Annotated in this window: 8 protein-coding genes; 4 read left to right on the forward strand and 4 right to left on the reverse strand. The window is 67.2% G+C overall.

Annotated elements, in window-relative coordinates; translation table 11 throughout:
* The first annotated feature begins 69 nt into the window (after window positions 1-69).
* Window positions 70-918, forward strand: coding sequence for a serine hydrolase (locus NP3_RS02440; RefSeq protein ID WP_245720771.1), 849 nt, complete (start codon window positions 70-72; stop codon window positions 916-918).
* On the opposite strand, the gene NP3_RS02445 is transcribed toward NP3_RS02440, so the two are convergent.
* Window positions 905-2,407, reverse strand: a complete 1,503-nt coding sequence (locus NP3_RS02445; protein WP_084508050.1) for a cytochrome P450 — start codon at window positions 2,405-2,407, stop codon at window positions 905-907. The two genes, NP3_RS02440 and NP3_RS02445, sit on opposite strands and share 14 nt — an antisense overlap.
* Window positions 2,408-2,585: 178 nt before the next feature.
* Between NP3_RS02445 and NP3_RS02450 the strand changes: the two genes are divergently transcribed.
* Entirely contained in the window at window positions 2,586-4,025 is a 1,440-nt protein-coding gene (locus NP3_RS02450; protein ID WP_063037319.1) for an NAD(P)/FAD-dependent oxidoreductase, read from the forward strand.
* 102 nt (window positions 4,026-4,127) lie between these two features.
* A complete protein-coding gene (locus tag NP3_RS02455) occupies window positions 4,128-4,517 on the forward strand; it encodes a hypothetical protein (RefSeq protein ID WP_063037321.1) in 390 nt (129 codons plus the stop codon).
* Between the two features lie 144 nt (window positions 4,518-4,661).
* Here NP3_RS02455 and NP3_RS02460 read toward each other — a convergent pair whose 3' ends face one another.
* From NP3_RS02460 to NP3_RS02470, 3 genes are read right to left on the reverse strand one after another with little or no spacing between them, the layout of a single operon-like run.
* Window positions 4,662-5,312, reverse strand: coding sequence for an urease accessory protein UreD (locus NP3_RS02460; RefSeq protein WP_063037323.1), 651 nt, complete (start codon window positions 5,310-5,312; stop codon window positions 4,662-4,664).
* The gene (ureG, locus tag NP3_RS02465; protein WP_063037325.1) at window positions 5,302-6,018 is read right to left on the reverse strand and encodes an urease accessory protein UreG; all 717 of its coding nucleotides are present in this window, start codon (window positions 6,016-6,018) and stop codon (window positions 5,302-5,304) included. The genes NP3_RS02460 and ureG overlap by 11 nt, the downstream gene beginning before the upstream one ends.
* Window positions 6,019-6,058: 40 nt before the next feature.
* Complete coding sequence (locus NP3_RS02470; protein WP_063037327.1) at window positions 6,059-6,715, reverse strand: urease accessory protein UreF; 657 nt, start codon at window positions 6,713-6,715, stop codon at window positions 6,059-6,061.
* 123 nt (window positions 6,716-6,838) lie between these two features.
* On the opposite strand from NP3_RS02470, the gene NP3_RS02475 reads away from it, so the two are divergent.
* Window positions 6,839-7,417 carry a phosphatase PAP2 family protein gene (locus tag NP3_RS02475; RefSeq protein ID WP_063037329.1) on the forward strand — a complete coding sequence of 193 codons (579 nt, stop codon included), beginning with the start codon at window positions 6,839-6,841 and terminating at the stop codon, window positions 7,415-7,417.
* Window positions 7,418-7,464: the final 47 nt, after the last annotated feature.

A 7,464-nucleotide genomic window follows, 5' to 3' on the forward strand; every position in this document is an offset into this window, starting at 1 on the left:
CACGTACCACAGCGTCGCGCAGAGCTCAAGACGTGCGTCCGGCCCGCCGATGTGCGATCGTGTTGCCTCGTGCGTCACGCCTCCGTCTCTGTCCTCGCCGCTGCGGCGATCCTGGTCCCCACTACCACCGCGCTGATTCCGTCGGCCTACGCGGCGCCTCCGGCCCATACACAGGGCTGCATCGCCGGTTTCGATTGCGATATGAGCAGCCGAATCGCCGCTGTCGACGCGTATTTGAAGAATCGGCCCGGCGTGACCGGCTACGTGGTCCGCGACCGAGTCAGCGGCGGGGTGTACGCGAACGAGAATGCGGAGAACTCGGTCTGGACCGCCTCCACCATCAAACTGGCGATCGCCGCCGATCTGCTCAACCGCGCGCGGGCGGGCGTGATCGGTCTCGGTCCCGAGGACCGCGGCCTGATGGAATCGATGCTCGCCACCTCCAATGACCAAGCCGCCGACATCCTCTGGAACAAGTACGCCGGCCTCGATCGGATGGCCTATAACAATGCCTTCCGCGCCAGCGGCATGGTGAACCTGATTCCGCAGCCGACGAATACCGCGATGTTCCCGGACTGGTCGTTCCAGAAGTGCACCCCCGCCGACCTGGATCGGCTGATGGATTCGATCTTCAACAATATGCACCCGGACGACCGGAACTACCTGTTCGACCGTATGCGCGCGGTCGACAGCAACCAGCACTGGGGCGTGTGGGGCGCGGGCGCCGCGATGCGGCCCGGCCTCAAGAACGGCTGGTCCGAGGAGCAGGGCGGCTGGGTGGTGAACTCGGTCGGCTTCGCGGGCCCCGGTGAGCGTTACACCCTGGCCATCATGAGCTCACTCGGCAGCGACGGCGGCTACACCGAAGGCGCCGCGACCGACACCAAGGTCGCCGAACTCCTGTTCAGCGGACGCTGAGGGGACGCAAAGACACGGGTGCACCATCCCGGGGGAACGGAATCGTCGTGAATCCCCACGGCATTCGGTAATCCGCCGGGAGTTCCCATTCGTAATCCCGCACCAGCGCGGCAATGATCGTCTTCACCTCGAATGTGCCGAAGTGCATCCCGATGCATTTGTGCGCACCCGCGCCGAAGGGCACCCAGGCGAGTCGATGCGATTTGTCCTCGCGCCGCGCTTCGCCGAAGCGTTCCGGATCGAACACTTCCGGCCGGGTCCACAGCTCCGGCAGGAAGTGATTGACCGTATACGCGCAATCGATCGGCGTGCCCGCCGGAATGTAATGCCCGAGAATTTCGGTGTCGCGCACCGCCCGTCGCGGCAGTCCGGGCACCGGCGGCATCAAGCGCAAACTCTCCTTGATCACCAGATCCAGTTCACGCATCCGGTCCAGATCGGCGATTGCCGGTGCGGCGCCGCCGATTTCGGCATCGACCGCGTGCACCTCGGCGCGCACCCGCCGCTGCCATTCGGGATGTTTGCCGAGGTAGTAGGCCACGGCGGTGGCGGTGGTCGTCGTGGTGTCGTGCGCGGCCATGATCAGGAAGATCATGTGGTTGACCACATCCGCGTCGCTGAATTCGGCGCCGTCCTCGGTGCGCGCATGACACAGTCCGGAGAAGAAATCCGCCGACTCGGTCCGTCGCTTGCTCGGCAGCATGTCGGTGAAATACTGCTCGAGCACCTTGCGCCCGCGCAGCCCGGCGCGCCAATTGCCGCCGGGCACCGGATGTCGAATAACCGATAGTCCGGCATGGGTGCAGTCGATGAACGCAGCTATGAGCTTGCGGCGCTGCATCCCGACATCGACGGCCATAAAGGTCTCGCCCGCGATCTCCAGCGTCAATTCCTTGATCGTCGGATAGAGCCGGACGGTGCCGCCTGCCCGCGGCGCCCACCGATCGATAGCGGCCCGCGCCACCGGCGTCAACGCCGCGAGATGCGCCTCCAGCCGCTCCCTGGTGAAGGCCTGCTGCATGATTCGGCGATGGAACATGTGCTCGTCGAATTCCAGGAGCAGCAGTCCGCGCCGGAAGAACGGGCCGATGAAGTAGTCCCAGCCCTGGCCGAAATCGCGACGCCGCTTGCCGAGCACCTCATCGATCGCCTCCGGACCGCAGACCAGCACCCGATCCAAGCCCAGCGACGAATTCAGCGATACCGGGCCGTAGCGGCGATACCGCTGCATCATTTCCGCCGGTCCCCAGCGCAGGTAGTGCAGACCCCGGCCGAAATATGGAAGTCCGGCATCTCCTGTCACCGCGATCGCGGTGCTGCCGCGCGGCGGTGAGGCCAGCACATGCGGACGCTCGGGAACCCGGCTCAGCAGTCGATCGATCAGGTGGTCGTCCGGGACGTCGATGAGCGACGCGTTCTCGGATTCGTGCCGCACGCTGGGCTTTCCATTCCCGCTGCGGATGTGGGCGACACGGCCACCAGCGACCATGACAAACCTCCCTGAACGACAGGATCTATCGTATTCTCTTTTTCACATTCGTTCGCTCGAAAAGAATCGGCACATCAACAACCGGGATCTCGCCGCGACGGCCAGCAGAGCGCCGACTACCGTAAGTCGGGTCAACACCGTTCGAGGGGCCGCACCCCAGGTTTGAGGAGCACCGACGATGAGCACTCAGTCTGTCCAGGAGAACCATCGCCACCGGGTGGTGGTGATCGGCTCCGGATTCGGCGGCTTGTTCGGTACCAAGCACCTCAAACATGCCGACGTCGACGTCACTCTGATCTCCAAAACCTCGACCCACCTGTTCCAGCCGCTGCTCTACCAGGTGGCCACCGGCATCCTGTCGGTCGGTGAGATCGCCCCCGCGACCCGGCTGGTGCTGCGCAAGCAGAAGAACGCCCAGGTGCTGCTCGGCGATGTCATCGATATCGACCTCGAGCACAAGACGGTCACCTCGCAGCTGCTCAACCAGAACACCGTCACCCCCTTCGACAGCCTGATCGTGGCGACCGGCGCGCAGCAGTCCTACTTCGGCAACGACCAGTTCGCCACCTACGCCCCCGGCATGAAGACCATCGACGACGCGCTGGAGCTACGCGCGCGCATCCTCGGCTCATTCGAAGGCGCCGAACTGGCCACCACCCAGGAACTGCGGGACCGACTGCTCACCTTCGTGGTGATCGGCGCCGGACCCACCGGTGTCGAATTGGCCGGTCAGATCGCCGAACTGGCCGATCGCACCCTGGAGGGCACCTTCCACAACATCGATCCGCGCGATGCCAGGGTGATCCTGGTCGAGGGCGCGGGCGCGGTGCTGGGCCCGATGGGTCCGAAGCTGGGCGGCAAGGCCAAGCGGCGGCTGGAGAAGATGGGGGTGGAGATCCAGCTCAACGCCATGGTCACCAATGTCGACGCGCATGGGGTCACGGTGAAGGATGCCGACGGCACGGTGCGCCGGATCGAATCCTCATGCAAGGTGTGGTCGGCCGGTGTGCAGGCCAGCCCGCTGGGCAAGATGCTCGCCGAACGCTCCGACGGCACCGAGACCGACCGCGCCGGGCGTGTGATCGTCGAACCCGATCTGACCATCAAGGGCCACCCGAATGTGTTCGTGGTCGGCGACCTGATGTCGGTTCCGAATGTGCCCGGTCAGGCACAGGGCGCGATCCAGGGCGCGACATATGCGGCCAAGCAGATCAAGGCCGGACTGAAAGGCGAAGCGCCGCAGGACCGTAAGCCGTTCAAGTACTTCAACAAGGGCAGTATGGCGACGGTGTCACGGTTCAGCGCCGTCTGCCAGGTCGGCAAGCTGGAGTTCGGCGGATTCATCGCCTGGCTGGCCTGGCTCGCGCTGCACCTGTATTACCTGGTCGGCTACCGCAGCCGGATCATCACCGTCATCCAGTGGTTCGTGACCTTCCTCGGCCGCACCCGCGGGCAGATGGCGGCCACCGAGCAGTGGGTCTTCGCCCGGCTCGCGGTGGAGGCGGTGCAGGCCGATCAGCAGGAAGCCGACGAACTCGCGGCCGCGCTGGGGGCGCCGCCCGCGGAGAACGGGAAGGCCGCGCGCACCGAGAAGGCGGCCGATCGCAAGGTGGGCTAGCCGTCAGCTGCTGCACGCGCCCGGCCCGGTAGCTCCGGTGCCGCCGATCGCGCCGCCGCCAGGCAAGTTCCGCTTCGGTGACGTCACCATAGACGCACCGGATTGGATCAACAGGAGCAGGCGATCCAGATCAACGACAACTCCGCAATCGCCGAGGCCGATCTGGCGACATTCCTCGATTCGATCGGCATGGAGCGCAGCCGCTCGGACCGGATCGCCGGACAGACCGTCGGCACCGCCACGATGGGTGCGGTGGCGGGGGCCGGGGCGGCGGTCCCGGTCGCGGCGACCTCCGCGCTGGTCGGCGGTGCGCTGGGACTGGTCTTCGGACTCGCGTTCGTGCCGGTGGGCGTGGTCGCGGGTCCGCTGCTCGGAGCGGGCTTCGGCGCGGCCGTGATCACGGCCCCCGCCGCTGTGATCGGGGCAGCGGCCGGTGCGGCCGTCGGCGCGGTCAATGCCTTCAACGCGCCCCCGCGGGTCGTCGGCGACTGATCGAGCGCCGCACCAGGGTGGGAACCTGACGACGTTGTCGGGTTCCCACCTCTTTTCATTCCCCCGCCCGGCGCATCGCTACACCGTGCCGGTCCGGGCAAAAGCCCCGTGTGATGGATGACACATTGCGGGGCGAATCGAGAGCTACCGCTTGCTTGCGAGCAGCGGTCCCGTTCGGGTGGACAGGGCCCCGCCCAAAGCGAGCGGGAGACGGGCCGCGACCAGGCCGTCGGTTTCCACGGGGCGGTCGTCCGGATAGACGAGTTCGCTGTCCAATGCCCTTGGTGCGGCGAGATTGTCATCGGTGGCACTACCCGCGCCGAGTTCGAGTCGATGCCGCAACAGCGGCAGGGCGCCGATATCGGCGATCAGGTCACCGCGCCAGCCGCCGCCTTCTTCGCCGGTGCGCCCGATCTGTACGCGTTCGCGCAGTCGTAGCCGGGCGTCGGGGGTCAATCGCACCTCGGTCACCGCGTGGTGGTGCGCGCCGCCTGCCACGATCGTCGGCTCCGGATCGAAATCCAGCTCGCCCGCGACGTCGAAATGCCAGTGCGCCAACGACAATGGCGTGCGTGTGCTCGGTAGCGCGATGGTGGCCGCGACCGAGCGCACCACCAGACGTGCGCCCGCGCCGACCACGATCTCGATATCGAGTTCATCGCCGCCGAGCGGAGTGGCCGCGGTGCCGATCAGGTGGACGGTGTCCGGACCGGTGCGCCGGGCCGCCAGCCCGCCGCTCGCATGGATCTCGGGCAGCGTGCCGACGGCGGCGACAATGCGAACCTCAGTGCGCAACAGCGGATTCGGTGACGGATTTGTCCTGTTCGGCGATGGTCCGCAACTGCTCGCGCACCCAGGCGAGCACTGCGGTGGCGGCCGGATCCTCGGTCAGCGAGATCATCGCCGTGCGGCGACCCTCGCGCACCTTCGCGGCATCGCGTGCCATGACGTCGAGGTCGGCACCGACCAGCGGGGCCAGGTCGGTTTTGTTGATCACCAGCAGATCCGAGAACGTCACGCCGGGACCGCCCTTGCGCGGCACCTTGTCACCGCCCGCGACATCGATGACGAAGATCTGTACATCGATCAGGCCGGAGGAGAACGTGGCGGTGAGATTGTCGCCGCCGGATTCGACCAGGATCAGATCCAGGGGCGGGTTGGCCGCGATCAAATCGTCGATGGCATCGAGGTTCGCGGTGATGTCGTCGCGAATGGCGGTATGCGGGCAGCCACCGGTCTGCACGGCGGTGATCCGCTCATCCGACAGCACCGCGTGCCTGCGCAGGAAGTCGGCGTCCTCGGTGGTGTAGATGTCGTTGGTCAGCACCGCGAGCGAGAGTTCGTCACGCAGCTGTCGGCACAAGGCGGCCACCAGGGCGGTCTTGCCCGAACCGACCGGTCCGCCGATACCGATGCGCAGCGCTTCGCCGGGCGTGCGCTCGCGCTTTGGCCGGTCGTGCGAGTGATCGTGCGGTTCGCCGTCGATCAGGTGGGGTGGCATATCGTGCTCCTTTCCGCCTTCATCCTTACCGATTGCGCGCCTAGGACGCGAACAGGGGCATATCGCGTACCGGGTGTCGCTGTGCGAGTACGTCCTGTAGCGGATCCGAGAGTGCGGCGAGTCCGGTCGCGGCCGCTGCGGCGGTCTGGTCGCAGAGTTCGCCGAGCCGGATCGTGCAGGCGGCGACAACGGCGGGATCCAGCGCCAGTAACCGCTGTGCCGCGGTCGCCGCGCCGGTCATGGTCGTGTAGACGACGACCGCGGCGGCCTGCTCGGGAGTCGCACCGCATATCTGCCCGACCACGCCGAAGGCCGTCGACAGATGCGGCCGCACACCGAGAACCGTCCAATCCGCCCCTGGCCAAACCTGTTTGGCCAGCCGCACCAAACCACGCCCCTGTGCCCGCGACGCCGCCCGCGCCGCCGGAGCCGGTGTCCGCGCGTCGGCCTCGGCTTCGGCCTGCTCGGCGGTCGACTTCCCCGCACACACCGCCGCCGCCAACGAGGCCGCCACCAGCCCGGACGTCCGGATACGCCGCCGCAAATACAGCTCGACCGTCGCGACATCCCGCACCACGCCGGACGCCACCGCCTCCTCCACACCGCCGGAATGCACATGCCCCCCGATCGGCAGCCGCGAGTCCGCCAACGCGAACAACGTCGCCAACCCCGTGGTCCCCGAATCCGCTCCGTGCACCCGTCGATCCTATGCGTGACACGGCCGGGCTCCCTCACCCCGACCGGGCCACACATGATCTTCGGACCGGAGCGGGCTCGGGATGTCTCCTGCCACCGCTGGGGGTCTGGAAACATCGACGCGATGGGGTTCGATGAGAGCGTCATGCGCGTCGTCTCGGTCCGGCGCGCCGACGCCGTGACGCAGGTGATCCAGGGCATCGGCAATGCCGGAATGCGCATCGAGGTACTCGAGATCGGCGCGCTGGCCGGGGTATTGGCCGTGGTCGCGACGCGGAGCTGGCGGGTCGGCGGTATCGCGGCGGCGAGTCTGTTGCTGGGCGATTTCATCGCGCATTGGCTGAAGCAGGTGGTCAGGCGGCCGCGGCCGGGTGCAGAACTGACCTTGTGGCCCGAAATCCACAGCTGGGCAATGCCTTCCACGCACGCTGCGGCTACGTCGGCACTGGCGATGGGCATATTCCTGGCGGTCCAGTGGCGCTCGCCCCGTATGCGCCGCGCGGCGGGCACCGCGCTCGTTGTGGCGGTGGTGTTCGTCGGCGGATGCATGGTGTATCTCGGTGCGCACTGGCCGACCGATGTGCTGGCCGGTTGGCTGCTCGGCGCGGGCGTCGGCGCTGCCGTCGCATGGACGTTCGACAAGTTGCGCTCGAACCGCGATGCCGCCGACCACTTACCGTCCGACACGCCCGGAGTGCGATGAGTTTCGGGGATCGGCGCGGTCTATCTTCCTGAGGCCGTGTCGGTCTC

Origin of the sequence: Nocardia pseudovaccinii NBRC 100343 (assembly GCF_001613225.1) — a bacterium.
GTDB lineage: Bacteria > Actinomycetota > Actinomycetes > Mycobacteriales > Mycobacteriaceae > Nocardia > Nocardia pseudovaccinii.

Bases quoted from the DNA above. Each gene is read 5' to 3' on its own strand.
- NP3_RS02445 (WP_084508050.1), bottom strand. From the start codon at position 2,407: ATGGTCGCTGGTGGCCGTGTCGCCCACATCCGCAGCGGGAATGGAAAG.
- NP3_RS02475 (WP_063037329.1), top strand. From the start codon at position 6,839: ATGGGGTTCGATGAGAGCGTCATGCGCGTCGTCTCGGTCCGGCGCGCC.
- NP3_RS02450 (WP_063037319.1), top strand. From the start codon at position 2,586: ATGAGCACTCAGTCTGTCCAGGAGAACCATCGCCACCGGGTGGTGGTG.
- ureG (WP_063037325.1), bottom strand. From the start codon at position 6,018: ATGCCACCCCACCTGATCGACGGCGAACCGCACGATCACTCGCACGAC.